This is a genomic window from Serratia sp. KG1D, assembly GCF_037150675.1.
GTDB classification, from domain to species: Bacteria; Pseudomonadota; Gammaproteobacteria; order Enterobacterales; family Enterobacteriaceae; genus Serratia; species Serratia nematodiphila.
On sequence record NZ_JBAGIH010000001.1, the window covers coordinates 26,411 to 50,212 of the forward strand.

Here is a 23,802-nt window from a genome sequence, read left to right on the forward strand (position 1 = left end):
TAACCGGCGGGCGTTAACCCAGCGTCCGCCGGAAAATCCCCGCTTCAACCTGTTGCGGCGTGATCACGCCGCTGTCGAACACCCACCCGCTGATGAGTTTTGCCGGCGTGACGTCGAACGCCGGATTGTAGACCGGCGCCTCGGCCGGCGCCCACTGGCAGGCGCCGAAGCTGCCTGAAACGCCGGTGACTTCGGCTGCTGCTCGCTGCTCGATCGGGATGGCGGCGCCGTCCGGACAGTGCGGATCGTGGGTGGTGTGCGGGGCGGCCACGTAGAATGGAATGCCATGGTAGTGCGCCAGCACCGCCAGGCTGTAAGTGCCAATCTTGTTGGCGACGTCGCCGTTGGCGGCGATGCGATCCGCGCCGACCCACACCGCATCGACCTGGCCCTGCGCCATCAGGCTGGCGGCCATCGAATCGCAGATCAGGCGATAGGGAATGCCCAGCTCGCCCAGTTCCCAGGCGGTCAGACGGCCGCCCTGCAGCAGCGGCCGGGTTTCATCGACCCATACCTGTTGCACCTTGCCCTGCTGGTGGGCGCGCAGCAGCACGCCGATGGCGGTGCCGACGCCGGCGGTGGCCAACCCGCCGGTATTGCAGTGGGTCAGCAGGCGGCTGCCGGGCTTGACCAGACCAGCGCCGCGATCGGCGATGCGATCGCACAGCAGGCGATCTTCCTCCACCAACCGCAGCGCTTCGTTCACCATCGCCGGCGCCCAGTCAGGCTCCGCCAGCGCCAGCTTCATGCGATCCAGATTGTTCATCAGGTTAACCGCCGTCGGGCGGGCGGCGCGCAGCGTGTGCAGCGCCTGCTCCAGCTCGGCGCGCGTCAGACCGCGTTCCGCCAGCAGCGCCAACAACAGGCTGGCGGACAGCCCGAGCAGCGGTGCGCCGCGCACCCGCAGGCTGTGAATGTGCCCGACCAACTCCTCCACGCTGTCGCAAGCGCGCCACCGCTTTTCCTGCGGCAGGGCTTGCTGATCGAGGATCCAAAGGCGGTTGTCCTGCAGGGTCAAACTGGTGGTGTTAAGCGCTTGCATCGGCGGTTAATTCCTTGTTGCGAGGTTATTGCATCTGAAACGCTATTCTGCCAACATGACTTCCAGATGTATAGACGTCCAAATGCTTTTACGTCTAAATAAACAGAATCGCTGGGGGCAGCGAGAGAGAACAGAGGGGTTGGGGAATGTCGCTTTATCGTACGTTTACGGCTGCCGATGCCGTTGAATACGCCCGCCAATACGGGCAGGTGGCCGATCCGCAGGCGCTGGTCAGCGCCGACGAGATCGGCGACGGCAACCTGAACCTGGTGTTCAAGATCCGCGATCGCGAAGGCGTGAGCCGGGTGATCGTCAAACAGGCGCTGCCCTACGTGCGCTGCGTGGGCGAATCCTGGCCGCTGACGTTGGATCGGGCGCGCATCGAAGCGGAAACGCTGTTGATCCACGGCGGTTTCTGCCCGCGGCATACGGTAAAAGTCTTGCATCACGATCCCGAGTTGGCGGTGATGGTGCAGGAAGATCTCTCCGATCATCGCATCTGGCGCAGTGAACTGGTGCAGGGGAACTATCATCCGCTGGCGGCCGGGCAGTTGGCGGAATACCTGGCGCAGACGTTGTTTCACACCTCCGATTTTTATCAGCCGGCGCAGCAGAAAAAGGCGGAAGTCAGCCGCTTCACCAACCCCGAGCTGTGCCAGATCACCGAAGATCTGTTCTTTACCGATCCCTATATCGACCATGAGCGCAATCAGTTCGAGGCGGCGCTGTTGCCGCAGGTGCAGGCGCTGCGTGAGGATGCGCCGCTGAAGCTGGCGGTCGCCGGCCTGAAACACCGCTTCCTCAGCAAGGCGGAGGCGTTGTTGCATGGGGATATCCACAGCGGTTCGATCTTCGTGGCGGAAGGGCGATTGAAAGCGATCGACGCTGAATTCGGTTTCTACGGCCCGATCGGTTTTGATGTCGGCACTGCGTTAGGCAACCTGCTGCTCAACTATTGCGGCCAGCCTGGGCTGTTCGGGCCGCGCGACGCCGCCGCCGGGCGCGAGCAGCGTCTGCAGGATGTGCGCGAGCTGTGGCTGATCTTTGCCGATCGTTTCCTGGCGCTGTGCCATCAGCAAAGCCGCGATGCGGCGCTGGCGACGCCGGGTTACGCCGAGCAGTTCCTGCTGCAGGTCTGGACTGATGCGATAGGGTACTGCGGTACCGAGCTGATTCGGCGTACTATCGGCCTGGCGCACGTCGCCGATCTGGACAGCATCGCCGACGCCGACATGCGCCTCGGCTGTCAGCGTCATGCGCTGGGCTTGGGGCGCACGCTGATCGTCAATGCGCCGCAGATCGAGCATATCGATGCGCTGTTGGCGCGTATTCGTCAGCAAGGCTGAAAAGGCGGGTGCTCGTGGATCCTGCCTGACATCATCAGCCAACGGGCGGGGCGAACCCCGCCGTTGGGTTGCCTTACCGTTCGGATTCGTAAGCCAAAGTGGCCGCAACCTCCGAGTCTCCCAACCTGATGCGCAGTTCGCACAGCGAACCGCGGGTGAGCCAGATGAACGCGATCAGCGTCATACAGACGATCACCAGTTTAAGCACGACCCGTTTTTGCTGCATTTTTGACCTCCCTATCCTTGCCTTGCGGCGGGTAAGAGGCTAACCTGATGTTGCTAGGCATCAGAGTGGCCTCGGGTTGATAATATCGACTCGGGGCCTTTCTCTTTCTCTCCTTTGCCAAGGCGCCGGACAGAAAGATCCAGAGCACCCGCGGCGCAGTCTACCCGAACTTCCTTCCCGTTAAATCCGCCGTTGCGCCAACCTGCGGCGCGGTGCGCAGTTTGTCATGAAAGCAAAAGAAAAAGGGGCGATGATGATCGCCCCTTGGATACGTGAAGTGAACCTTAAGCCGCTTCGGTCTGCTGCTGGCGCTTAGACTGCGCCGCCGGCTTTTCCGGCTTGGCGGCCGCCAGCGCATCCGGCGCAAAGTCGTCCACGTTGATGGAGCGCAGGCGGCTCTCTTCGGCTTTCACCAGGATCTTCGCCTCGTCGGCGCTGATCTTGCCTTCTTCCAGCGCGCGTTCCGCCAAACGATCCAGACGGGTGAACGGCAGGTTTTTGCCGACCGCCTTGCACAGGCGTTCGTGAATCGGCTCGGCGGCCATCACGTCGGCCAGCGCCGCTTCCAGCAGGCCGATTGGGTTATGCTCGCTCGGCGTCAGGTACTGGCCGCGCCCCAGACGGCTGCGGGTGGCGGAAGGCACCTGCAGGATCTTGGCCAACTGATGATCCAGGCGATCGGACGGTGCGGTATGCACGCGGCCGAACGGGAAGACCACGAAGCGCAGCGCGCCGGCGATAAAGCGGTTCGGGAAGTTGCGCAGCAGATCATCCAGCGCCTGTTCGGCTTTATGCAGGCTGTCTTGCACGCCCCAATGCACCAGCGGCAGATCTTCTTTCTGACGGCCTTCGTCGTCAAAGCGTTTCAGCACGGCGGAAGCCAGGTACATCTGGCTGAGGATATCCCCCAGGCGAGCGGAGATGCGCTCGCGGCGCTTCAGGCTGCCGCCCAGCACGCCCATGGAAACGTCCGACAGCAACGCCAGGTTGGCGCTCAGGCGGTTCAACTGCTGATAGTAACGACGGGTCGCGTCCTTGGTCGGCGTGGCGCTGGTGCGGCCGTTGGTCAGGCCCAGCCAGAAGCTGCGTACCTTGTTGCTGCCGACGTGGCCCAGGTGGCCGAACAGCGATTTATCGAAGGCGTTCAGATCGTTGTTCTGCGCCGCCGCCATTTCATCCAGCACATAAGGATGGCAGCGGATCGCGCCCTGGCCGAAGATCATCATGGTGCGGGTCAGGATGTTCGCGCCTTCCACCGTGATGGCGATCGGTGCGCCCTGATAAGCACGAGCCAGGAAGTTGGATTCGCCCAGCATGATGCCTTTACCGCCGGCGATGTCCATGGCGTCAACGATCGACTGCTGGCCGCGGTGCGTACAGTGGTATTTGACGATGGCCGACAGCACGGCCGGTTTCTCGCCCTGCACCAGTGCATAGGTGATCAGCGAAGCGGCGGCGTCCATCACATAGGTGTTGCCGGCGATGCGCGCCAACGGCTCTTCGATCCCCTCCATCTTGCCGATGGAGATTTTGAACTGACGGCGAATGTGCGCGTAGGCGCCGGTCGCCAGGGCGATGGATTTCAGGCTGCCGGTGGAGTTGGACGGCAGGGTGATGCCGCGACCGACCGACAGGCATTCAACCAGCATGCGCCAGCCCTGGCCGGCCATTTTCGGGCCGCCGATGATGTAATCGATCGGCACGAACACGTCGGTGCCGCGGGTCGGGCCGTTCTGGAACGGCACGTTCAGCGGGAAGTGGCGGTTGCCGATTTCCACGCCCGGCGTGCTGGTTGGGATCAGCGCACAGGTGATGCCCGGGGATTCGTTGTCGCTCAGCAGGCGGTTCGGGTCATGCAGTTTGAATGCCAAACCCAGCACGGTGGCGACCGGCGCCAGCGTGATGTAGCGCTTGTTCCAGGTCAGGCGCATGCCCAGCACCTGCTTGCCTTGCCATTCGCCCATGCACACGGTGCCCACGTCCGGGATCGCGCCGGCATCGGAACCCGCTTCCGGGCTGGTCAGCGCGAAGCAAGGGATTTCGTCGCCGCGCGCCAGGCCCGGCAGGTAGTGGTTTTTCTGTTCTTCGGTACCGTAGTGCTGCAGCAGTTCGCCCGGGCCGAGGGAGTTTGGCACGCCGACGGTGATCGCCAGGATGCCGGAAACGCCGGCCAGTTTTTGCAGCACCATCGCCTGAGCGTAAGGGGAGAATTCCAGGCCGCCGTACTCTTTCTTGATGATCATCGCGAAGAAACGGTGTTCTTTCAGGTACGCCCAGAGTTCAGGCGGCAGATCGGCCAGTTCATGGGTGATCTGGAAGTCGTTGGCCATGCGGCAGGCTTCTTCCACCGGGCCGTCGATAAACGCCTGCTCTTCTTCCGTCAGGCGCGGTTTCGGGTAGCTGTGCAGCTTGTTCCAGTCCGGCGCACCGCGGAACAGATCGCCTTCCCACCAGGTGGTGCCCGCGTCGATCGCTTCCTTCTCGGTGGTGGACATCGGCGGCATCACCTTGCGGAAGGCGCGCAGCGCCGGCGCGGAGAGCAGAGAGCGACGCACAGAGGAAAGGTTCAGCGGCAGCAGCACGATCGCCAGCGGCAGCAACAGCCAGAAGCTCCACAGGCCGATCGCGCCCATGGCGGCGGTGTACGCCACCAGGATCAGGCTGCTGAGGGTAAGGTTCACTCGGTGGTAGAACACCACGCCGAGGAGCGCCAGTAAAACGACAATACTAAGAACCATCATAAGAAGCTCCGAAGTAGTAAGAGGTCTGACCTGTTGTGTGTATGTAATAGGTTTTAGTACAAGGCAGAATTTTTATCAATGCGTTTACAGTTTAATTACAACTCAGGTCACAAACTGACAGCACCAATCATCAAAAACCTCTCCGCTTCCTTAACCGGCGCGCTGTTTGGCTGAGAATGCTTCTCGCTGTTTCCGCGATCCGGTACACTGCGGAGCGGAAGATTTGACGATAACAAGAGGTTCCTCATGTACCACGACCTTATTCGCAGTGAACTGAACGAAGCGGCTGATACCCTGGCGAAATTTATCAATGACGACGCCAACATCGACGCCATCCAACGCGCGGCGGTGCTGCTGGCGGATTCCTTCAAAGCCGGCGGTAAAGTGATTTCCTGCGGCAACGGCGGTTCCCATTGCGACGCGATGCATTTCGCCGAAGAGCTGACCGGCCGCTACCGCGAAAACCGCCCGGGCTACCCGGCGATTGCCATCTCGGACGTGAGCCACCTGTCCTGCGTCAGCAACGACTTCGGCTATGAGTATGTGTTCTCGCGCTATGTGGAAGCGGTGGGCCGCGAAGGCGACGTGCTGCTGGGCATTTCCACCTCCGGCAACTCCGGCAACATCATCAAGGCTATCGACGCGGCGCGTGCCAAGGGGATGAAAGTGATCACCCTGACCGGCAAGGACGGCGGCAAGATGGCGGGTTCCGCCGATGTGGAAATTCGCGTGCCGCACTTCGGTTACGCCGATCGCATTCAGGAAATCCATATTAAAGCGATTCACATCTTGATTCAGCTGATCGAAAAAGAGATGGTTAAGGCGTAATAGCCTTCGGGGGGCTGCGGCTCCCCATGAATAAGACTGCGGGCGCCGCATGTATGCCGTGCCCGCACAGCCTGTGTCAGTGTGGTTAAGGAGTGCTGGCGATGTGTGAACTGCTCGGGATGAGCGCAAACGTACCGACCGATATCTGCTTCAGCTTTACCGGCCTGGTACAGCGCGGCGGCCGCACCGGGCCGCATAAGGATGGCTGGGGCATTACCTTCTATGAAGGGAACGGCTGCCGTACATTCAAGGATCCGCAGCCGAGCTTCAACTCGCCGATCGCCCGCCTGGTGCAGGACTACCCGATCAAGTCTTGCGCGGTGGTGTCCCATATTCGCCAGGCCAACCGCGGCGAAGTGGCGTTGGAAAACACCCATCCGTTCACCCGTGAACTGTGGGGCCGCAACTGGACCTATGCGCACAACGGCCAATTGAAAGGCTATCGCCAGCTGGATACCGGCACGTTCCGCCCGGTCGGCCAGACCGACAGCGAATACGCGTTCTGCTGGCTGCTGCACCAGCTGGCGCTGAAATATCCGCGCACCCCGAGCCAGTGGCCGGCGGTATTCCGCTACATTGGCCTGTTGGCGAGCCAGCTGCGCAAGAAAGGGGTATTCAATATGCTGTTGTCGGACGGGCGCTTCGTGATGGCGTATTGTTCCACCAACCTGTATTGGATCACGCGCCGCGCGCCGTTCGGCAAGGCGACGTTGCTTGATCAGGACGTGGAGATTGATTTTCAGCAACAGACCACACCGAACGATGTGGTCACGGTGATTGCCACCCAACCGCTGACCGCCAACGAAACCTGGCACAAGATTGAGCCAGGCGAGTTCGCGTTATTTCACTTCGGTGAGCGGCTTGTTCTGAGCGAAGGGGTTGGTGTTGGGCGTCGGGCTGGCTGACGCGTACTGCGTCATCATGCCGCCGCTGCTCATCAGCGGTTGGCCCAAGACGTACTGGCCATTGACCACGCCCATTGTCGGCGGTTGGCGGTTCTTCGCGAAGTAATCGTAGCCCGGCTTCAGCTGGCGCCAGAAGGCGATATAGCTGGATGACGCATGGCGTTTCAGGTTCTGTTCGGTCATGCGGAACGGGTAGATGCTGATGTCGACGCGGCTTTGGCCATAGGCGAAGGCGGCTTCGACGTAGCGATAGATCTCATCCATATAGGTGTTGGTCATCGCGTAACAGCCGATCGATTTACATTCGCCGTGGATCATCAGATAAGCGCCGGAATAGCCCTGCGACTTATCGTAATCGTTAGGGAAACCGATATTGATCGCCCGATAATACTTGCTGTCGGGTTTCAGATGGCGCGCGTCAACGCTATAAAAGCCTTCAGGACTTTTAAAGTCGCCTTCACGACGTTTAGGACCCAGCCCGCCGGAGAAATTACAGATCGGGAACGTGTTGACCAGGCGGAATTCATTGCCCATTCTGGCATACAATTCCAGCTTGCGTTCCTCTTTGAAGATCTGAATATAGACCGGCGAACCCAATAATTGCTGTTTAACTACCGGCGCTTCGGGTACCTGCTCGCTGGCGCTGCAGGCCGTGATCATCGGCATAGAAACAAGCATCGCAAACAACAGCGCGATTTTGCTCATTATAATTCCTGCTTATATTTATCTGCCGGCGCAATCAACCTGGCCAGCATGCCACTGATTATTGTTTTTACTGCTGCAAAACACCGCCAGATTACCAGCGCGTTTATTTTTAGCAATACGTGATATGTATAAAAAAACGACAAAGCTCGATAAAAGTGAAATGACCGGCAGATTTTAACGATAAGTAGTGAAAAACAGGCGAAATTTAATTGCGTTTGCTTGACCCAAGTCACGACGGAACGCAGAACAATGTTGCGAACAATGTTAATATTCTCTCTTCAATTTAACGCGCGGTAGCGATTGAAGCGGCGGGGGTTATGGCATATAACCCGGCCGTTTCGGTGGTTATTTGGCTACAGGCCGTTAACACATCGATTGTCACGCAAATAACGGAGAGGGGGGAATCAAGGGAATGCGCGTTACCCCATATATTCACTGCGAGAAAGTTCATGTTGGGCGTGCCGTCGTGCGCACTGCCCGGCAATCCTGGCATCGTCCGCACCCGCCTCTGGGGCCGGGCAGACGTGTAAACCAAACTACATCGTATAAATCCTATGATTAAGATCAGAAAAGGGTTAGATCTGCCGATAGCCGGGGTTCCGGTTCAGGCGATCCAAGATGGCCCGAACATTCAGCATGTCGCCCTGCTTGGGGAAGAGTATGTCGGAATGCGCCCCTCCATGCTGGTGCAGGAAGGCGATACCGTTAAGAAAGGCCAGGCGTTGTTCGAAGACAAGAAAAACCCCGGGGTTTTCTTCACGGCACCCGCCAGCGGCCGCATCGCCGCGATTAACCGCGGCGAGCGGCGCGTATTGCAATCGGTGGTGATTGCGCTGGAAAACGGCGGTGACGATCAGCTCGAGTTCGCGCACTACCCGCTGGGTGAACTGAGCCAGCTGCCGCGCGAACAGGTCGAAAGCGAACTGATCGCCAGCGGCCTGTGGACCGCGCTGCGCACCCGCCCGTTCAGCAAAACGCCGAGCCCCGGCAGCGAGCCGCGCGCCATTTTCGTCACCGCGATGGATACCCAACCGTTGGCCGCCGATCCGCAGGTGATCATCGCCGAACAGCAGGCGGCGTTCAACGCCGGGCTGGTGGTGCTGGCGCGCCTGACGGCGGGCAAGGTGCACGTGTGCCATGCCGCCGGCGCCTCGGTTGGCCAGCAGAGCGGCCCGCAGATCGCCTACAGCGAATTTGCCGGCCCGCATCCCGCCGGGCTGGCGGGCACCCACATTCACTTCCTTGAACCGGTCAGCCTGAAGAAAACCGTTTGGCACATCGGTTACCAGGACGTGATCGCCATCGGCACGCTGTTCACCACCGGCAAGCTCGATACCCGCCGTGTGGTGGCGCTGGCCGGGCCGCAGGTGGCGCAGCCGGCGCTGCTGCGCACCCGCCTGGGGGCCAGCCTCGATGAGCTGACCGCCGGCCGCCTGAAAGGCGGCGAGAATCGGGTGATCTCCGGTTCGGTGCTGAACGGCATGCACGCCGCCGGGCCGAACGCCTGGCTCGGCCGCTTCCACTCGCAGGTGTCGGTGCTGGAAGAAGGGCGCGACAAAGAGCTGTTCGGTTGGATCGTGCCCTCGCCGAACAAGTTTTCCATTACCCGCACCACGCTGGGCCACTTCCTGAAGAACAAACTGTTCGCCTTCTCAACCACCACCAACGGCGGCGAGCGCGCCATGGTGCCGATCGGCAACTACGAGCGGGTGATGCCGCTGGATATTTTGCCGACGCTGCTGCTGCGCGATCTGCTGGCGGGCGACAGCGACAGCGCGCAGGCGCTGGGTTGTCTGGAGCTGGACGAGGAAGATCTGGCGCTGTGCACCTTCGTTTGCCCCGGCAAGTATGAGTACGCGCCGGTGCTGCGCGAGGTGCTGACCAAGATTGAGCAGGAAGGATAACCGATGGGCCTGAAGAATTATTTCGAGAAGATAGAGCATCACTTCACGCCGGGCGGCAAACTGGAAAAGTGGTACCCGCTGTATGAAGCGACCACCACGGTGTTTTACACCCCCGGCACGGTGACGCGCGGCGCTTCGCACGTGCGCGACGCCATCGATTTGAAACGCATGATGATCCTGGTGTGGCTGGCGGTGTTCCCGGCGATGTTCTGGGGCATGTACAACGTCGGCCAGCAGGCGATCCCGGCGCTGCACCATCTGTACAGCGGCGACGCGCTGCAACAGGTGTTGGCGGGCGACTGGCATTATCGCCTGGCGCAGTGGCTCGGCGCCTCGCTGGCGGCCGACGCCGGCTGGGTCAGCAAAATGGTGCTGGGCGCCTGTTACTTCCTGCCGATCTACGCCGTGGTGTTCGTCGTCGGCGGCTTCTGGGAAGTGCTGTTCGCCATTATCCGCAAGCATGAGGTCAACGAAGGTTTCTTTGTCACCTCTATCCTGTTCGCGCTGATCGTGCCGCCGACCCTGCCGCTGTGGCAGGCCGCGCTGGGCATCACCTTCGGCGTGGTGGTGGCCAAAGAGATCTTCGGCGGCACCGGGCGCAACTTCCTCAACCCGGCGCTGGCCGGCCGCGCCTTCCTGTTCTTCGCCTATCCGGCGCAGATCTCCGGCGATCTGGTGTGGACTTCCGCGGACGGTTTCTCCGGCGCGACGCCGCTGGCGCAGTGGAGCGCGGGCGGGGCGCACAGTCTGAGCAACGTAGCCACCGGCCAGTCCATCAGCTGGATGGACGCTTTCCTCGGCAACATTCCCGGCTCGATCGGTGAGGTGTCCACGCTGATGATCCTGATCGGCGGGGCGATTATCCTGTTCGGCCGCGTGGCCTCCTGGCGCATCGTCGCCGGGGTAATGCTCGGCATGGTGGCTTCCGCCATGCTGTTCAACGCCATCGGTTCCGATACCAACCCGATGTTCGCCATGCCGTGGTACTGGCATCTGGTGCTGGGCGGCTTCGCCTTCGGCATGATCTTTATGGCGACCGACCCGGTTTCCGCCTCCTTCACCAATAAGGGGAAATGGTGGTACGGCATTCTGATTGGCGTGATGTGCGTGCTGATTAGGGTGGTCAACCCCGCCTATCCGGAAGGCATGATGCTGGCGATCCTGTTCGCCAACCTGTTCGCGCCGCTGTTCGATTACCTGGTGGTGCAGGCCAACATCAAGCGGAGAAAAGCCCGTGGCGAATGAAGCGAAAAATGACGGCATCGGTAAAACGCTGCTGGTAGTGCTGCTGCTGTGTCTGGTGTGTTCAGTGGTGGTGGCGGGCTCCGCCGTCGGCCTGAAGTCCAAACAGCAGGAGCAAAAGCTGCTCGACAAGCAGCGTAATATTCTCGACGTAGCCGGCCTGTTGCAGCCGAAAATGGAGAGCGAGCAGGTCAAGCGCCTGTACAGCGAGCGCATCGAACCGCGCCTGGTGGATCTGAACAGCGGCGAGTTTGTCGCCGGCAAAGCGGCGGCGTTCGATCTGGGCGCCGCGCTGCGCGACGACGCCAAAAGCGTGGCGCTGGCGGCGGGCGACGATCCGGCCGGCATCAAGCGCCGCAGCAACCAGGCGGAAATCTATCTGGTGCGCGATGAAAGCGGCCAGGTGAACAAGATTGTACTGCCGGTATACGGCACCGGCCTGTGGTCGATGATGTACGCCTTCGTGGCGCTGGATAACGATGGCAATACGGTCAAGGGCATCACCTACTACGACCAGGGGGAAACCCCGGGGCTGGGCGGTGAGGTCGAGAACCCGTCCTGGCGCCAGCAGTGGGTCGGCAAGCAGCTGTTCGACGACAACGGCCAGCCGGCGCTCCGCGTGGTGAAAGGCGGTGCGCGTCAGGGGGACGTACACGGGGTGGATGGCCTGTCCGGCGCCACGCTGACCTCCAACGGCGTGCAGCATACGTTTGATTTCTGGTTGGGCGAGCACGGCTTCGGCCCGTTCCTGAAAAAAGTTCGTGAAGGAGCGCTGAAAAATGGCTGATTCCAAAGAAATAAAGCGGGTCCTGCTGGGGCCGCTGTTCGACAATAACCCGATCGCCCTGCAGGTGCTGGGCGTCTGTTCGGCGCTGGCGGTGACCACCAAGCTGGAGACGGCGGTGGTGATGACCATTGCGGTGACGCTGGTGACCGCGTTCTCCAGCTTCTTCATCTCGCTGATCCGTCACCATATTCCCAACAGCGTGCGCATCATCGTGCAGATGGCGATCATCGCCTCGCTGGTGATCGTGGTCGATCAGTTGCTGCGCGCCTATGCGTTCGAGATCTCCAAGCAGCTGTCGGTGTTCGTCGGCCTTATCATCACCAACTGCATCGTGATGGGGCGCGCCGAGGCCTACGCCATGAAGTCGCCGCCGATCGAGAGCTTTATGGATGGTATCGGCAACGGGCTGGGCTACGGGGTGATCCTGGTGCTGGTCGGTTTCCTGCGCGAGCTGATCGGCTCCGGTAAGCTGTTTGGCGTACCGGTGTTGGAAACGGTGCAGAACGGCGGCTGGTATCAGCCGAACGGCCTGTTCCTGCTGGCGCCGAGCGCGTTCTTCATCATCGGCCTGCTGATCTGGGTGCTGCGCACTCTGAAGCCGGCGCAGATCGAAAAGGAGTAAAGGCCGATGGAACACTATATCAGCCTGTTTGTGCGCGCGGTGTTCGTCGAGAACATGGCGCTGGCGTTCTTCCTCGGGATGTGTACCTTCCTGGCGGTGTCGAAGAAGGTCTCGACCGCCTTTGGCTTGGGCATCGCGGTGACCATCGTGCTCGGCATTTCGGTGCCGGTGAACAACCTGGTCTACAACCTGATCCTGCGCGACGGTGCGCTGGTGGAAGGCGTCGATCTGAGCTTCCTCAACTTCATCACCTTCATCGGCGTGATCGCGGCGCTGGTGCAGATTCTGGAGATGATCCTCGATCGCTTCTTCCCGTCGCTGTATAACGCGCTCGGCATCTTCCTGCCGCTCATCACCGTGAACTGCGCCATCTTCGGCGGCGTGTCCTTCATGGTGCAGCGCGACTACAACTTCGCCGAATCGGTGGTGTACGGCATCGGTTCCGGCACCGGCTGGATGCTGGCGATCGTCGCCATGGCGGGGATCCGCGAAAAACTCAAGTATGCCAACGTGCCGGCAGGGCTGCGCGGCCTGGGCATTACCTTTATCACCACCGGACTGATGGCGCTGGGCTTCATGTCCTTCTCCGGTGTTCAGTTGTAAAGGCGGGAAGAATTTATGGAAATTATTTTAGGCGTAGCGATGTTCACCGCCATCGTGATGGTGCTGGTGTTGCTGATCCTGTTCGCTAAATCGAAGCTGGTGAACACCGGCGACATCGCGGTGGAAATCAACGGCGATCTGGATAAGAGCTTCCATGCGCCGGCGGGCGACAAGCTGCTCAACGTGCTCTCCAGCCAAGGGATCTTCGTCTCCTCGGCCTGTGGCGGCGGCGGCTCCTGCGGCCAGTGCCGGGTGGTGATCAAAGAGGGCGGCGGCGATATCCTGCCGACCGAGCTCTCGCACATCAACAAGCGCGAAGCGAAAGAGGGTTGCCGCCTGGCGTGCCAGGTGAACGTGAAGCAGAACCTGAAGATCGAGCTGCCGGAAGAGATCTTCGGCGTGAAGAAATGGGAATGCGAAGTTATCTCCAACGATAACAAAGCCACCTTTATCAAAGAGCTGAAGCTGAAGATCCCCGATGGCGAAGACGTGCCGTTCCGCGCGGGCGGTTTCATCCAGATCGAAGCGCCGGCGCACGACATCAGCTACGCCGACTTCGACGTGCCGCAGGAGTATCGCGGCGACTGGGACAAGTTCAACCTGTTCCGCTACCGTTCGACGGTGAACGACACCACGGTGCGCGCCTACTCGATGGCCAACTACCCGGAAGAGAAGGGCATCATCATGCTCAACGTGCGTATCGCCACGCCGCCGCCGAACAATCCGGACGTGCCGCCGGGCATCATGTCTTCCTATATCTGGTCGCTGAAGCCGGGCGATAAGGTAACCATCTCCGGGCCGTTCGGCGAGTTCTTCGCCAAGGACACCGACGCCGAAATGATCTTTATCGGCGGCGGCGCGGGCATGGCGCCGATGCGCTCACACATTTTCGATCAGCTCAAGCGTCTGAACTCGAAGCGCAAGATCACTTTCTGGTACGGCGCGCGTTCGCTGCGTGAGATGTTCTATGAAGACGACTTCAACCAGCTGCAGGCGGAGAACGAAAACTTCACCTGGCACGTGGCGCTGTCGGATCCGCAACCGGAAGATAACTGGACCGGCTACACCGGCTTTATCCATAATGTTCTGCTGGAGAACTACCTGAAGAACCACCCGGCGCCGGAAGACTGCGAGTTTTACATGTGCGGGCCGCCGATGATGAACGCCGCGGTGATCAAGATGCTCAAAGATCTGGGCGTCGAAGACGAAAATATCATGCTGGATGACTTTGGTGGCTAAATTGCGCGCATTGGCGATGAAGAACTGGCTGACGGGCGTGGCGCTGAGCGCCACCCTGCTGCTGACCGGTTGCGGGCCGGAACAGGTGGATCTGACGGGTAAAACCATGGGCACCTCGTATTCGATCCGTTACGTGACCGGCGACGATACGCCGTCGGCGCGCGAGATGCAGGCGGAGATCGACAAACGGCTGGAACAGGTGAACGATCAGATGTCCACCTACCGGCCGGATTCCGAGCTAAGCCGCTTCAACGCCAGCCGCGACATTGACCGGCCGTTCCCGGTTTCGCCGGCCACCGCCGAAGTGGTGCGCGAAGCGCTGCGCATCAACCGCGTCACCGATGGCGCGCTGGACGTGACCGTCGGGCCGCTGGTCAACCTATGGGGTTTCGGCCCGGAAGGGCGGCCGGACAAAGTGCCGAGCGAGGCGGAACTGGAGCACCGCCGCGCCTGGACCGGCGCCGATAAACTGGCGGTGCAGGGCAGCGCGCTGGTGAAAAGCATCCCCGAGCTGTATGTCGACCTGTCTTCGATTGCCAAAGGATACGGCGTGGACGTGGTGGCGGAGTATCTGCAATCGCAACACGTGAAAGACTACATGGTGGATATCGGCGGTGAAGTTCGTACCCGCGGGCGCAACGGCGAGCAAAAGCCGTGGCGCATCGCCATCGAGCGCCCGACCGCCGGCGCGCAGCAGCAGGCGCAGCTGGTGATCCAGCCGGGGGAGATGTCGATCGCCACCTCGGGTGACTATCGCAACTACTTCGAGCAGGACGGGGTGCGCTATTCGCACACCATCGATCCGGTCACCGGGCGGCCGATCCATCATCGGCTGGTGTCGATCACCGTGCTGAGCCCGACCTGCATGACCGCCGACGGCCTGTCCACCGGCCTGAACGTGATGGGGCCGGAGCGCGGCATGGCGCTGGCCAACCTGCTCGGTATCCCGGTGTTCATGATCGTGAAAACCGCCGACGGGTTTGAGGAGCGTTATTCGGACGCGTTCAAACCCTATCTGAAAAAGCGTTCGTGAGGTTGCTATGTTGACGGTATTCGCCGCTACCTTCGTGTTGTTCCTGCTGATCGTCGGCGGGATGTCGCTGGGTTACGTGTTCAAACGCAAAAGCCTGCAGGGCAGCTGCGGCGGCATCACCGCGCTGGGCATGGAGAAAGTCTGCGACTGCCCGGAGCCGTGCGATGCGCGCAAAAAGCGCGAAGCCAAAGCGGCGCAGCGGCGCGAGCAGTTGGACAAGCACCGCATTCTGTAGCGAAGCGAAAACCCGGCCTTGGCCGGGTTTTTTTATTTGGGGCCTTGCCGAAAGACGCATGAACGTTTGGCTGGGCGCGATTAACAATGGTGTGAATTTTCAGGGCGTAACGGATAAAACGATCGCCAGAAAATACGAATATACGCTTTCTCAGTTTCTTAAGCAGAGGTAACAGGATGAACCGCATTATTTTGGTTGGAACTCTGGCTTTGCTGCTCGCCGGCTGTATGCACATGAACGATCCGAGGCCAAAAAACTACTTGGCCAACGCCACTGTCGTTGATAACCACGTTTGTGTGCGGGTTCAACCTGAAGGGGACGAGCGGTTGGCCGGCGTTATTATCGAAGAAATCGGCAACGCCAACGCTATCTTCGGCAAGCACTTCACGGATAACGAGATGCCTGCGGTCACCGCAGCTACGTGTATTCCCGACGATAATTATAAATTCGAAGACGGAAAGTCTTATGGGGTATCGGTGACGCTGTTGTCGCCGGATAAACGAAATAAAGGTCTTGAGCCTGCCGCCCGGCTATTCGGCGCTGGGTTTAGTGTTCGCAATGAAAATGGCATCATCCAGGTAGTTTCTGCTCACTAACGGATGTTGAAAGCCATAAGGGCATAAGGTGGGATGTCGAACCGCCTTATGCCGTAGCCGGTTATTTATTTCGCCTTGCGGAAGCTTTTCGCCTCGGCCGGCGAGTTGACCATCACGCCGTCGGCGCCCAGCGCCAGCGCCTGCTGATACTCCTGCGGCGTGTTGACGCCGAACAGAATGATGTGCGCCGGGCCCTGCGAGCGGAAACAATCCATCGACTCTTTATCCCAGGTCAGAAACGCCTTCGAGCGCCCTTCGCCGAGGGTGTACTTCTCTACCACTTCCACCTCGCGCTTCAGCTCCAGCCCATACCAGCGCGGCTGTCGGTTGTCCGGTTTGACATCGCACTGGTGCGCCATGGTGACGTTGGCCAGCAGCGTGCGGGTCTCGTCGCGGCTTTCGAAGCGCGGGATGGCCGGCGGCAGCGCCTGCAGGTATTTGGCATCGGTAGAGTAAACGCGGGTGCGGTTCAGGCTGTCGGTGCTTTCCAGCGTCGCCAGCAGCGCCTGGCCAAATTGCGCCGGATCGGCGTCCGGGGATTTGATGTCCAGATAGAAGGTGACGTGCGGAAACGCCTTTAGCACCTCGTCCAGCCGCGGAATGCCGATGCCCTGGCCGCGGAACGGATGCGTATCGCCTTTGGCGAACGCCCAGCCGGCATCGGTCTCGGCCAATTGCGCGGCGGTATACGCAGAGACCGGGCCCTGCCGGTTGGTCAGCGCCTTCAGATCCGAGGGGCGATACAGCACGATGACGCCGTCTTTGGATGCTTGCAGGGTGATCCAAATGGCGTCGGCACCGTTTTTCAGCGCGGTTTCGATGGCGATGCGGGTGTTTTCCGGCGCATCGGCGGTGCCGCCGCGATGGGCGACGATCGCCGGCGCGTGACCGGTGGCGGCGCTGGCCGCCAACGCGCTCAGCGACAGCGCGGAAGCCAGCAGCAAATAAGAAAATCTGATCATGTAGGGTACCTTGTCGTTATCGTTGTGGTGAGCTGCACGGGATGGCGGAAATCATACTATTGAAAAATTAAGCTTTTTTAACAACGCGGAAATATCTGGCGGAAACGGCGCTTTCATCGAAGCCTGCGGCCTTGAGCTTTCGGTATCTGACTGTATACTTATACAGTGTTACTGGAGGGTGCGATGCGTAAAATCATTCATGTCGATATGGACTGCTTCTTCGCGGCGGTGGAAATGCGCGACGATCCCAGCCTGCGCGATATCCCGCTGGCGATTGGCGGCAGCGCCGATCGGCGCGGGGTGATCAGCACCGCCAACTACCCGGCGCGGCGCTACGGCGTACACAGCGCCATGTCCACGGCGATGGCGCTCAAGCTGTGTCCGCATCTCACCCTGCTGCCGGGGCGCATGGCGGCCTATAAAGAGGCTTCGCTGCACATCCGTGAAATATTCGCCCGCTATACTCCGTTGATCGAGCCGCTGTCGCTCGATGAAGCCTATCTCGACGTGACCGACAGCCCGCAATGCAACGGCTCGGCGACGCTGATCGCTCAGGAGATCCGTCAGGCGATCGCCGATGAGCTGAATCTCACCGCGTCGGCCGGCGTGGCGCCGATCAAGTTTCTCGCCAAAATCGCTTCCGAGATGAACAAGCCGAATGGGCAATACGTGATCACCCCGGCGCAGGTGCCGGCGTTTTTGCAGCAGCTGCCGCTCAGCAAAATCCCCGGCGTCGGCAAGGTGACCGCCAAACGGCTGGAGGAAGTGGGGCTTATCACCTGCGCCGACGTGCAGCAATACGATTTGGCGCAGCTGCTCAAGCGCTTCGGCAAGTTCGGCCGGGTGCTGTGGGAGCGGTGTCAGGGCATCGATCGGCGCGAAATCTCGGCGGAGCGGCTGCGTAAATCGGTGGGCGTGGAGCGCACGCTGGCGGAGGACATTCACGACTGGGAAGACTGCGAAACGCTGATTATCGACAAACTCTACCCCGAGCTGGAGATGCGGCTGCGTAAGGTGAAGCCGGATCTGCATATCGCCCGACAGGGCGTGAAGCTGAAGTTTCAGGATTTTCAGCAAACCACCCAGGAGCACGTGTTCCCGGTGCTGAATCAGCAGGATTTGCTGGCGGTGGCGCGGCAGGCGTGGCGCGAACGGCGTGAAGGGCGCGGCGTGCGGCTGGTGGGGCTACATGTGACGCTGCTCGATCCGCAGCTGGAGCGGCAGCTGGCGCTGCCTTGGGAATAAAAAAGCCGGCGATTAGCCGGCTTTTTGCGTTAAGCGCGCAGATTACGCGCGCTCAGGGATCGCTTTCAGCAGCGAGGTCAGCAGCTTCCAGTACAGACCGACGCTTTCGATATGCACCTGCTCATCCGGCGAGTGCGGGCCGGTGATGGTTGGCCCGATCGATACCATATCCATGTTTGGATACGGCTTTTTGAACAGACCGCATTCCAGGCCGGCGTGGATCACCATGATGTTTGGCGTCTTGTTGAACAGCTCCTGATACAGCTCGCGCACCAGGTGCATCACCGGCGAGTCGGCGTCCGGCTGCCAGCCCGGGTAGCCACCCTTCGGCGCCACGTTGGCGCCGGCCAGCTGGCCCAGCGCGGTCAGCATCTCGACCACGTAATCTTTGCCGCTGTCGATCAGGGAGCGGATCAGGCAGATGATTTCCGCTTCGTTTTCGCTGGTGGTGACTACGCCGACGTTCAGCGAGGTTTCCACTACGCCTTTGACCGCGTCGCTCATGCGGATCACGCCGTTCGGCGTGCCGTTCAGCAGCGCCAGGAAGCGTTGCTGGCTGTCGGCGCTCAGCGCCTGCGAAGCGCTGGTGACCGGCTCCAGCAGCACGGTGATGTTCTTCTCTTTAGCGGAGAGTTCGTTCTGCAGCACCGCCAGGAACTCCTGGCTCAGCGCTTTCAGCGCGTCGGCTTTTTCCGCCGGCACCGCAACCACCGCGGAGGCTTCACGCGGGATGGCGTTGCGCAGGGTGCCCCCATTCAGATCCAGCACGCGCAGGTTCAGCGCCGCCGCATGGGCGAACAGGAAGCGCGCCAGCAGTTTGTTGGCGTTGCCCAGCCCGACGTGGATCTCGGCGCCGGAGTGGCCGCCTTTCAGGCCCTTGAGGGTCAGCTTCAGGGTTTGGTAGCCGGCCGGCACCGCTTCGCGCTGCAGCGGCAGGGTGGTGATGAAGTCGATACCGCCGGCGCAACCCATGTAGATTTCGCCTTCTTCTTCGGAGTCGGTATTGATCAGGATGTCTGCCTGCAGCCAGTTTGGCTGCAGCCCGAAGGCGCCGTCCATGCCGGCTTCTTCGGTCATGGTCAGCAGCACTTCCAGCGGGCCGTGCTCAACGCTGTCGTCGGCCAGCACCGCCAGGGCGGAGGCCATGCCGATGCCGTTGTCGGCGCCCAGCGTGGTGCCGCGCGCTTTCACCCACTCGCCGGCGATATAAGGCTGGATCGGATCCTTGGCGAAGTCGTGCACGGTGTCGTTATTCTTTTGCGGCACCATGTCCAGGTGCGCCTGCAGCGCCACCGGCTTGCGGTTTTCCATGCCTTTGGTGGCCGGTTTGCGCAGCAGGATATTGCCGACCTGATCGCGCTCGGCGTGCAGGTTCTTCTCTTTGGCCCAGGTGAGGATGTGCTGCGCCAGCGCTTCTTCATGATAAGAAGGGTGCGGGATAGAACAGATCTTGGCGAAAATATCCCACAGCGGCTGTGGCGAAAGCTGAGACAATTCAGACACTATAAGTCTCCTGTGACGGCAGGCTCCGACAGGACGGGCGTGCCGCGCGGTTGAGGTGAGCGGGTATCTGTGCGTCGTGGCACGATCGTTAGAGAATATCACTTTATTTCCGGCGGCGCGCGCCCCGTATTGTGCGGTTTAAGCGCTTGATCACACGGCTTCGCGGCGGGAACGTTCGCTTTTTCAGCATCAATCACCGAAAAGCCGCGCGGCGGAAATCGCGAGGTTTTCCTCGGTACAGCTGGAATTCAACGCGGCCAGTCTCTATAATCTCGCGCAACCTTTTTTCCCCTGAACTATAAAGTAAGCCGCTTCACCAGCCGGCTGGGACACGATTCTATGAGCGAAAAATACGTTGTTACCTGGGATATGCTGCAAATACATGCACGCAAGCTGGCGCACCGCCTGCTGCCTGCCGACAAATGGACCGGCATCATTGCCGTCAGCCGCGGCGGCCTGGTGCCGGCGGGCCTGCTGGCGCGTGAACTGGGCATTCGCTATGTGGATACCGTCTGCATTTCCAGCTACGACCATGACAACCAGCGCGAAATGAAAGTGCTCAAGCGCGCCGAAGGCGACGGTGAAGGCTTCATCGTGGTGGACGATCTGGTGGATACCGGCGGCACCGCAAAAGCGATCCGCGACATGTACCCGAAAGCGCATTTCGTCACCATCTTCGCCAAGCCGGCGGGCCGTCCGCTGGTGGACGACTATGTGATCGACATCCCGCAGGACACCTGGATCGAACAGCCGTGGGACATGGGCGTCAGCTTCGTTCCCCCTATCGGCGGTCGCTAAGCCCAGCCAGTTCCAAGTCAACGCCCGGTTATGCCGGGCGTTTGTTTAAGGATAAACGTGATGGCGTTGTCAGGCTTACCGAAGGCAAGATATAAAAAATAAGGAAAATCAATTTATTGATTTTCGGCCGTTGACCACAAAGGAGGAAAAACCACGCTTTTTCCTCCTTTGTCAGCCGCCCGACGCCCGGTTATGCCGGGCGTTTGCGTTATCTTGGTTTATCCCGCCAGAGTTAGGTACACTACCTCCAGTTAAGTAGGCCTGTTGCGGCCTATCGCCAGATTTACGGAGGCTGTTGTTACCATGGCACAGGCCAACCTTTCTGAAATTCTTTTCAAGCCCAAATTCAAACACCCTGAAACCTCGACGCTGGTGCTGCGCGCGCGCAACAAAGTCAGCGCCGCCATGCATTCCGCATTGGAAGGCGACACCACCGGCAGCTGGTACCGCATGCTGAACCCGCTGCTGTGGGCCTGGCGCGGCGTCAGCCCGATCGAAATCCACGAAGTGTTGGCGCGCATCGCCGCCTCCGACGCCGAGCGCAGCAATCCGCAGCGGCTGGATACCGTGGTGGGCTACCGCAACGGCAACTGGATCTACGAGTGGATCCATCAGGGCATGCAGTGGCAACAGCGGGCGACGGAGCAGCAAGATCCGCTGCTCGGCGGCGAATACTGGCTGAAGGCCGCGAGCCTGTACAGCATCGCCGGCTACCCGCACCTGAAGGGCGACGAACTGGCCGAACAGGCGGAGATGCTCGCCAACCGCGCGTACGAAGAGGCGGCGCTGCTGCTGCCGTATCAGCTGAAAGAGCTGGAGTTTCGCATCGAAGGCGGCGGCAGCGTCACCGGGTTCCTGCACATGCCGGAGAAGGGCGAAGCGCCGTTCCCGACGGTGCTGATGTGCGGCAGCCTCGATACGCTGCAGACCGACTATCATCGCCTGTTCCGCGACTACCTGGCGCCGCACGGCATCGCCATGCTGACGCTCGACATGCCGTCGATCGGTTCTTCCTGCAAATGGAAGCTGACGCAGGACTCCAGCTACCTGCACCAGCAGGTGCTGATCCAGCTGGCCTCGGTGCCGTGGGTGGATCATCAGCGGGTGAGCGCCTTCGGCTTCCGCTTCGGCGCCAACGTGGCGGTGCGATTGGCCTACCTGGAGCCGCAGCGGCTGCGCGGCGTAGCCTGCCTGGGGCCGGTGGTGCATCGCCTGCTGTGCGACAGCAGCACCCAGCTGAACGTGCCGGACATGTATATGGACGTGCTGGCCAGCCGCATGGGCATGGCTAACGCCTCGGACAACGTGCTGAAGGTGGAGCTGAACAGCTACTCGCTGAAAATGCAGGGGCTGCTGGGGCGCCGCTGCCCGACGCCGATGATCTCCGGCTATTGGGAGCGCGATACGCTCAGCCCGAAAGAGGAGTCGCAGCTGATCGTCACCTCCTCGGTGAGCGGCAAGCTGGTCGCCATCCCGCGCACCCCGGTTTACGACAGCTTCCACCGGGCGTTGCTGCAGATGTCCGGTTGGCTGAGGGACAAAATGCGTTAATTAGTTGCTAAATTTTAACAGTTTGTTAAAAAGAGTGGTCTACATTGAGGAGGTGAGAGAATGACGTTACCGAGTGGTCACCCTAAAAGCCGACTAATGAAACGTTTTGCCAGCTTGGGGCCGTACCTGCGTGAAGGGCAATGTGAAAACGACCGTTTTTTCTTTGATTGTTTGGCCGTCTGCGTCAATGTAAAGCCCGCTCCGGAGAAGCGCGAGTTCTGGGGCTGGTGGATGGAGCTGCAGGCGGAAGAGGCGCGCTTCACCTATTCGTACCAATTCGGCCTGTTCGACAAGGAAGGCGACTGGACGGCGCAAAACATTAAGGATGATGAAGTGAACGCCAAGCTGGAAGACACCCTGCGCGACTTCCATCGCCGCCTGGGCGAGCTGCTGGCGACCATGGAGCTGGGGCTGGAACCCGCCGACGATTTCAAAGAAAAACTGATCAAACTCTCCGCCTGACCCCGTTTGACCACGTATTGTGCTGATTTCGCGTTGTGCCTGTTGGCATAACGCGTCTCTCCTGTTACAAAGACCTTTGCACTCTTCTTCTCATCATTACACACGGCAGAAATACTATGAACGGCAGCCAGACATTGGTTGTGAAATTGGGCACCAGCGTGTTGACCGGCGGATCGCTGCGTCTGAACCGCGCCCACATCGTCGAATTGGTGCGCCAGTGCGCGCAGCAACACGCCGCGGGCCACCGCATCGTCATCGTCACCTCCGGCGCCATCGCCGCCGGGCGCGAACACCTGGGCTACCCCGAGCTGCCCGCCACCATCGCCTCCAAGCAGCTGCTGGCGGCGGTGGGGCAGAGCCGGCTGATCCAGCTGTGGGAACAGCTGTTCTCCATTTACGGCATCCACGTCGGGCAGATGCTGCTGACGCGCGCCGATCTGGAAGACCGCGAGCGCTTCCTTAACGCGCGCGACACCATGACGGCGCTGCTGGACAACCGCATCGTGCCGGTAATCAATGAGAACGACGCCGTCGCCACCGCCGAAATCAAAGTGGGCGACAACGATAACCTGTCGGCGCTGGCGGCCATTCTGGCCGGGGCCGACAAACTGCTGCTGCTGACCGATCAGCAGGGCCTCTACACCGCCGATCCGCGCAACAACCCGCAGGCCGAACTGATCCGTGAAGTGCACGGCATCGACGACGCGCTGCGCGCCATCGCCGGCGACAGCGTCTCCGGTCTGGGCACCGGCGGCATGGGCACCAAGCTGCAGGCGGCCGACGTGGCCTGCCGCGCCGGCATCGATGTGGTGATCGCCGCGGGCAGCAAGCCGGGCGTGGTGGCGGACGTGATCGAAGGCAAACCGGTGGGCACCCGTTTCCACGCGCTGGAAACCCCGCTGGAAAACCGCAAGCGCTGGATCTTCGGCGCGCCGCCGGCCGGTGAGATCACCGTCGACGACGGCGCGGTGGAAGCGATGATGGCGCGCGGCAGCTCGCTGCTGCCGAAGGGCATCCGCGAAGTGAAGGGCGACTTCTCGCGCGGTGAAGTGATCCGCATCCGCAACCTGGCGGGGCGCGATCTGGCGCACGGCGTCAGCCGCTACAACAGCGATGCGATGCGCATGATCGCCGGGCACCACTCGCAGGAAATCACCGAAATCCTCGGTTATGAATACGGTCCGGTGGCAGTGCACCGCGACGATATGATTGTCAGTTAAGGAGTGA

Annotated in this window: 23 protein-coding genes; 17 read left to right on the plus strand and 6 right to left on the minus strand. The window is 60.8% G+C overall.

The window, feature by feature from the left end:
* Positions 1–13: 13 nt before the first annotated feature.
* Complete coding sequence (gene mtnA, locus WFM45_RS00145) at positions 14–1,042, minus strand: S-methyl-5-thioribose-1-phosphate isomerase (RefSeq protein WP_336953988.1); 1,029 nt, start codon at positions 1,040–1,042, stop codon at positions 14–16.
* Between the two features lie 146 nt (positions 1,043–1,188).
* On the opposite strand from mtnA, the gene mtnK reads away from it, so the two are divergent.
* Entirely contained in the window at positions 1,189–2,388 is a 1,200-nt protein-coding gene (mtnK, locus tag WFM45_RS00150) for an S-methyl-5-thioribose kinase (RefSeq protein WP_033634102.1), read from the plus strand.
* 73 nt (positions 2,389–2,461) lie between these two features.
* Here mtnK and WFM45_RS00155 read toward each other — a convergent pair whose 3' ends face one another.
* Together WFM45_RS00155 and fadE are read right to left on the minus strand one after the other, a co-directional pair.
* Positions 2,462–2,614 (minus strand): Hok/Gef family protein, encoded by a 153-nt coding sequence (locus tag WFM45_RS00155; RefSeq protein WP_004930217.1) that lies wholly within the window; start codon positions 2,612–2,614, stop codon positions 2,462–2,464.
* 284 nt (positions 2,615–2,898) lie between these two features.
* Positions 2,899–5,355 carry an acyl-CoA dehydrogenase FadE gene (gene fadE / locus WFM45_RS00160; RefSeq protein WP_044031891.1) on the minus strand — a complete coding sequence of 819 codons (2,457 nt, stop codon included), beginning with the start codon at positions 5,353–5,355 and terminating at the stop codon, positions 2,899–2,901.
* Positions 5,356–5,601: 246 nt separating this feature from the next.
* Between fadE and lpcA the strand changes: the two genes are divergently transcribed.
* Together lpcA and WFM45_RS00170 are read left to right on the plus strand one after the other, a co-directional pair.
* Positions 5,602–6,183, plus strand: coding sequence for a D-sedoheptulose 7-phosphate isomerase (lpcA, locus tag WFM45_RS00165; protein WP_004930220.1), 582 nt, complete (start codon positions 5,602–5,604; stop codon positions 6,181–6,183).
* A 101-nt stretch (positions 6,184–6,284) separates the two neighbouring features.
* Positions 6,285–7,088 carry a class II glutamine amidotransferase gene (locus WFM45_RS00170; RefSeq protein WP_004930222.1) on the plus strand — a complete coding sequence of 268 codons (804 nt, stop codon included), beginning with the start codon at positions 6,285–6,287 and terminating at the stop codon, positions 7,086–7,088.
* On the opposite strand, the gene dpaA is transcribed toward WFM45_RS00170, so the two are convergent.
* Positions 7,023–7,793: a peptidoglycan meso-diaminopimelic acid protein amidase gene (gene dpaA, locus WFM45_RS00175; RefSeq protein ID WP_004930225.1), complete on the minus strand. Its 771-nt coding sequence runs from the start codon at positions 7,791–7,793 to the stop codon at positions 7,023–7,025. The genes WFM45_RS00170 and dpaA overlap by 66 nt on opposite strands.
* A 554-nt stretch (positions 7,794–8,347) precedes the next feature.
* On the opposite strand from dpaA, the gene WFM45_RS00180 reads away from it, so the two are divergent.
* The 9 genes from WFM45_RS00180 to WFM45_RS00220 all read left to right on the plus strand — a co-directional run bounded on the left by WFM45_RS00180 (position 8,348) and on the right by WFM45_RS00220 (position 16,054).
* Positions 8,348–9,697: a Na(+)-translocating NADH-quinone reductase subunit A gene (locus tag WFM45_RS00180; RefSeq protein WP_033634100.1), complete on the plus strand. Its 1,350-nt coding sequence runs from the start codon at positions 8,348–8,350 to the stop codon at positions 9,695–9,697.
* A 3-nt stretch (positions 9,698–9,700) separates the two neighbouring features.
* Complete coding sequence (locus WFM45_RS00185; protein WP_015376730.1) at positions 9,701–10,942, plus strand: NADH:ubiquinone reductase (Na(+)-transporting) subunit B; 1,242 nt, start codon at positions 9,701–9,703, stop codon at positions 10,940–10,942.
* Positions 10,932–11,726, plus strand: a complete 795-nt coding sequence (locus tag WFM45_RS00190) for a Na(+)-translocating NADH-quinone reductase subunit C (protein ID WP_085058525.1) — start codon at positions 10,932–10,934, stop codon at positions 11,724–11,726. The genes WFM45_RS00185 and WFM45_RS00190 overlap by 11 nt, the downstream gene beginning before the upstream one ends.
* Positions 11,719–12,348, plus strand: a complete 630-nt coding sequence (locus WFM45_RS00195) for an NADH:ubiquinone reductase (Na(+)-transporting) subunit D (protein ID WP_004930232.1) — start codon at positions 11,719–11,721, stop codon at positions 12,346–12,348. The genes WFM45_RS00190 and WFM45_RS00195 overlap by 8 nt, the downstream gene beginning before the upstream one ends.
* Positions 12,349–12,354: 6 nt before the next feature.
* A complete protein-coding gene (gene nqrE, locus WFM45_RS00200; protein ID WP_015376732.1) occupies positions 12,355–12,951 on the plus strand; it encodes an NADH:ubiquinone reductase (Na(+)-transporting) subunit E in 597 nt (198 codons plus the stop codon).
* Between the two features lie 15 nt (positions 12,952–12,966).
* Positions 12,967–14,190 carry an NADH:ubiquinone reductase (Na(+)-transporting) subunit F gene (gene nqrF, locus WFM45_RS00205; RefSeq protein ID WP_033634097.1) on the plus strand — a complete coding sequence of 408 codons (1,224 nt, stop codon included), beginning with the start codon at positions 12,967–12,969 and terminating at the stop codon, positions 14,188–14,190.
* A complete protein-coding gene (locus tag WFM45_RS00210) occupies positions 14,174–15,223 on the plus strand; it encodes an FAD:protein FMN transferase (RefSeq protein ID WP_033634096.1) in 1,050 nt (349 codons plus the stop codon). Before nqrF ends, WFM45_RS00210 begins: the two co-directional genes overlap by 17 nt.
* Before the next feature lie 7 nt (positions 15,224–15,230).
* Complete coding sequence (nqrM, locus tag WFM45_RS00215; RefSeq protein WP_004930244.1) at positions 15,231–15,458, plus strand: (Na+)-NQR maturation NqrM; 228 nt, start codon at positions 15,231–15,233, stop codon at positions 15,456–15,458.
* 176 nt (positions 15,459–15,634) lie between these two features.
* Entirely contained in the window at positions 15,635–16,054 is a 420-nt protein-coding gene (locus tag WFM45_RS00220; protein ID WP_033634095.1) for a putative T6SS immunity periplasmic lipoprotein, read from the plus strand.
* Between the two features lie 65 nt (positions 16,055–16,119).
* Here the strand turns inward: WFM45_RS00220 and WFM45_RS00225 are convergent, their stop codons facing one another.
* Positions 16,120–17,016, minus strand: a complete 897-nt coding sequence (locus WFM45_RS00225; protein WP_336954002.1) for a glycerophosphodiester phosphodiesterase family protein — start codon at positions 17,014–17,016, stop codon at positions 16,120–16,122.
* A 183-nt stretch (positions 17,017–17,199) separates the two neighbouring features.
* Between WFM45_RS00225 and dinB the strand changes: the two genes are divergently transcribed.
* Positions 17,200–18,261 carry a DNA polymerase IV gene (gene dinB, locus WFM45_RS00230; protein WP_021505001.1) on the plus strand — a complete coding sequence of 354 codons (1,062 nt, stop codon included), beginning with the start codon at positions 17,200–17,202 and terminating at the stop codon, positions 18,259–18,261.
* Between the two features lie 42 nt (positions 18,262–18,303).
* Here dinB and pepD read toward each other — a convergent pair whose 3' ends face one another.
* Entirely contained in the window at positions 18,304–19,764 is a 1,461-nt protein-coding gene (pepD, locus tag WFM45_RS00235; protein WP_021505000.1) for a beta-Ala-His dipeptidase, read from the minus strand.
* Positions 19,765–20,103: 339 nt separating this feature from the next.
* On the opposite strand from pepD, the gene gpt reads away from it, so the two are divergent.
* The 4 genes from gpt (at position 20,104) to proB (ending at position 23,795) form a co-directional block, all read left to right on the plus strand.
* Positions 20,104–20,562, plus strand: a complete 459-nt coding sequence (gene gpt / locus WFM45_RS00240) for a xanthine phosphoribosyltransferase (RefSeq protein WP_004930253.1) — start codon at positions 20,104–20,106, stop codon at positions 20,560–20,562.
* Positions 20,563–20,865: 303 nt separating this feature from the next.
* Entirely contained in the window at positions 20,866–22,113 is a 1,248-nt protein-coding gene (frsA, locus tag WFM45_RS00245; protein WP_021504999.1) for an esterase FrsA, read from the plus strand.
* 60 nt (positions 22,114–22,173) lie between these two features.
* The gene (gene crl, locus WFM45_RS00250) at positions 22,174–22,575 is read left to right on the plus strand and encodes a sigma factor-binding protein Crl (RefSeq protein ID WP_004930258.1); all 402 of its coding nucleotides are present in this window, start codon (positions 22,174–22,176) and stop codon (positions 22,573–22,575) included.
* Between the two features lie 116 nt (positions 22,576–22,691).
* Positions 22,692–23,795, plus strand: coding sequence for a glutamate 5-kinase (gene proB / locus WFM45_RS00255; RefSeq protein ID WP_033634090.1), 1,104 nt, complete (start codon positions 22,692–22,694; stop codon positions 23,793–23,795).
* Positions 23,796–23,802: the final 7 nt, after the last annotated feature.

Bases quoted from the DNA above. Each gene is read 5' to 3' on its own strand.
- mtnA (WP_336953988.1), bottom strand. From the start codon at position 1,042: ATGCAAGCGCTTAACACCACCAGTTTGACCCTGCAGGACAACCGCCTT.
- mtnK (WP_033634102.1), top strand. From the start codon at position 1,189: ATGTCGCTTTATCGTACGTTTACGGCTGCCGATGCCGTTGAATACGCC.
- WFM45_RS00155 (WP_004930217.1), bottom strand. From the start codon at position 2,614: ATGCAGCAAAAACGGGTCGTGCTTAAACTGGTGATCGTCTGTATGACG.
- fadE (WP_044031891.1), bottom strand. From the start codon at position 5,355: ATGATGGTTCTTAGTATTGTCGTTTTACTGGCGCTCCTCGGCGTGGTG.
- lpcA (WP_004930220.1), top strand. From the start codon at position 5,602: ATGTACCACGACCTTATTCGCAGTGAACTGAACGAAGCGGCTGATACC.
- WFM45_RS00170 (WP_004930222.1), top strand. From the start codon at position 6,285: ATGTGTGAACTGCTCGGGATGAGCGCAAACGTACCGACCGATATCTGC.
- dpaA (WP_004930225.1), bottom strand. From the start codon at position 7,793: ATGAGCAAAATCGCGCTGTTGTTTGCGATGCTTGTTTCTATGCCGATG.
- WFM45_RS00180 (WP_033634100.1), top strand. From the start codon at position 8,348: ATGATTAAGATCAGAAAAGGGTTAGATCTGCCGATAGCCGGGGTTCCG.
- WFM45_RS00185 (WP_015376730.1), top strand. From the start codon at position 9,701: ATGGGCCTGAAGAATTATTTCGAGAAGATAGAGCATCACTTCACGCCG.
- WFM45_RS00195 (WP_004930232.1), top strand. From the start codon at position 11,719: ATGGCTGATTCCAAAGAAATAAAGCGGGTCCTGCTGGGGCCGCTGTTC.
- nqrE (WP_015376732.1), top strand. From the start codon at position 12,355: ATGGAACACTATATCAGCCTGTTTGTGCGCGCGGTGTTCGTCGAGAAC.
- nqrF (WP_033634097.1), top strand. From the start codon at position 12,967: ATGGAAATTATTTTAGGCGTAGCGATGTTCACCGCCATCGTGATGGTG.
- WFM45_RS00210 (WP_033634096.1), top strand. From the start codon at position 14,174: ATGACTTTGGTGGCTAAATTGCGCGCATTGGCGATGAAGAACTGGCTG.
- nqrM (WP_004930244.1), top strand. From the start codon at position 15,231: ATGTTGACGGTATTCGCCGCTACCTTCGTGTTGTTCCTGCTGATCGTC.
- WFM45_RS00220 (WP_033634095.1), top strand. From the start codon at position 15,635: ATGAACCGCATTATTTTGGTTGGAACTCTGGCTTTGCTGCTCGCCGGC.
- WFM45_RS00225 (WP_336954002.1), bottom strand. From the start codon at position 17,016: ATGATCAGATTTTCTTATTTGCTGCTGGCTTCCGCGCTGTCGCTGAGC.
- dinB (WP_021505001.1), top strand. From the start codon at position 17,200: ATGCGTAAAATCATTCATGTCGATATGGACTGCTTCTTCGCGGCGGTG.
- gpt (WP_004930253.1), top strand. From the start codon at position 20,104: ATGAGCGAAAAATACGTTGTTACCTGGGATATGCTGCAAATACATGCA.
- frsA (WP_021504999.1), top strand. From the start codon at position 20,866: ATGGCACAGGCCAACCTTTCTGAAATTCTTTTCAAGCCCAAATTCAAA.
- crl (WP_004930258.1), top strand. From the start codon at position 22,174: ATGACGTTACCGAGTGGTCACCCTAAAAGCCGACTAATGAAACGTTTT.
- proB (WP_033634090.1), top strand. From the start codon at position 22,692: ATGAACGGCAGCCAGACATTGGTTGTGAAATTGGGCACCAGCGTGTTG.